Genomic DNA, 1,152 nt, shown 5'->3' with positions numbered 1-1,152 from the left:
GTCCACCCTTTCTATCGGTGGACACCCTTTGCCTCAATCTCGTTAGCCAGAAAAGGTGCCTAGAAATGCGCGCTTACGTAGTAAGTAACTGTTCCACAAGCAGAGGCCACATTCTACGCCAACCGCCTCCAATAGACGGCACTGCGACCAAAAAAGAGCCAGCAGTGATCATGAGGCACACAATGTGTTATGCCGTCTAATCGTTCGTGTTATCCAGCGCTACTATGGTGTCGGCTCTATCTCCGGCCGTTTGATCGCGTGTTATAAGCAATATGCCAGGGCTGGAAAACAGCAAGGCGCTGGAGGACATCAACGGCATTTTTTCTCGGATGCACAACGGTGATATCCAGGGCCGCATCGTGATCAATTTCCAGAAATAGCGGAGCCATCCTGCACGTCATGGTGCCGAAGCCCGTAAGGGGCGTTGCGGGAAGGGACGGACGGCCCGTCAGCCGGCGCCTCCGGGGGTACAGTCGAGGCAATTTCCTCCTCATGGCGCTGTAGCGACGGGAAATCGTCCGGCGTGATCGTCTCCCGCTCCAGAAGGAGGCGTGCACCAGCCTTTAATTCGTCCAGACAGGACTTCAGCAATTGCTTGGCCGTCGTGTACGACTCCTCGATCATGTCGCGGAGGCCATGTCGACCTCGCGCGCCGTGGCTTCCGAATAGTCGCGCGGGTAAAGGCCGGTGCCGTCGCTCAGCCATTGCTGCTTGTGCTCCTCGAACACAACCTGTCCGACCTTGGCGCTCATCCGCGCCCGTTTGCAAACGTGTCGCCTTCAATTGGGAGAGATCATTTGATGGGGAGGCGGCGGTGATGATTGCTTAAAGAGCGTCATCGCCGTCAAAGCTGCGCTGCCATGTCCAGAAATACACTTACTCATGCTTACAAGCTGATGACAACACATGCGTAATTGTTTGTTGTCATCAAAAAGCGCCCCGCATGGCGCTTCTTAAGTGTTTGATTTTATTGTAGAAAACTGGAGATGGCGAAGGGATTCGAACCCTCGACCACAACCTTGGCAACAATCAGCACTTATGCTGCGGTCCGGAAAAGCAAGTTGAGATGGTTGCGTGCCCCCGCAACCAAGTTCCCACGAAAATACATAAATCTCTCGATCATATCCGATGTTCGTATCTTTGCGAGCTGGC

2 protein-coding genes are annotated in these 1,152 nt (G+C 54.2%); both read right to left on the bottom strand.

The window, feature by feature from the left end:
* Positions 1-363: 363 nt before the first annotated feature.
* Positions 364-624 (bottom strand): hypothetical protein, encoded by a 261-nt coding sequence (locus KWJ32_RS28090; protein WP_125271083.1) that lies wholly within the window; start codon positions 622-624, stop codon positions 364-366.
* Positions 621-752: a hypothetical protein gene (locus tag KWJ32_RS28085; protein ID WP_255447022.1), complete on the bottom strand. Its 132-nt coding sequence runs from the start codon at positions 750-752 to the stop codon at positions 621-623. Before KWJ32_RS28085 ends, KWJ32_RS28090 begins: the two co-directional genes overlap by 4 nt.
* Between the last annotated feature and the right edge of the window lie 400 nt (positions 753-1,152).

It is taken from the genome of Ochrobactrum sp. BTU2 (assembly GCF_024539785.1).
Lineage (GTDB): Bacteria > Pseudomonadota > Alphaproteobacteria > Rhizobiales > Rhizobiaceae > Brucella > Brucella anthropi.
This window is presented reverse-complemented; position numbering and strand designations above follow the sequence as displayed.